At 68.8% G+C, this 436-nt stretch carries 1 protein-coding gene; it reads right to left on the minus strand.

What is annotated here, in order from left to right:
- On the minus strand, window positions 1-324 hold a 324-nt coding region (locus tag ACZ3GY_RS23655; protein WP_465912170.1), incomplete at its 3' end, for a hypothetical protein.
- Window positions 325-436 lie beyond the last annotated feature (112 nt).

Below are 436 nucleotides of genomic sequence, written 5' to 3' on the forward strand. Positions count from 1 at the left end.
CAGTCCGATCGCGATGGGGGCGATGAGGCCGAGGCCGGCGGAGAGCACCTTCTGGTACAGGAACCGGTTGACGCTCATGCCGATCAGGCGCAGATCGCGGGTGGGGATCTTGAGCGAGGGGCTGTCGCCGACGCGACGGAGGACGGCTGAGCCCACCCGGTTCTCGAGGGTGGCGGCGTAGGCGGGGTCGGCGGCGACGGTGGTGGTGCCGATCCGATCGAGCGCTGCGGAGAGGCTGGGCTGGGTGGGCACCAGTGCGGCGATGACCAGCGCGAAGCCGAGCCCCAGGACGAGGCCAGGGAGGACGATCAGTGCGAGGTTCACTTCTCACCAGCTTTCTCGGTGGCAACGAGCAGACGGGGTGCCGGCACGCCGCGGCTGATGCGTCGCATCCACAGCAGGACGAGGGCGTAGCTGACGAGATATGCGGCGAACA

Source organism: Pseudomonas sp. PME37.24/006 (assembly GCF_055556635.1).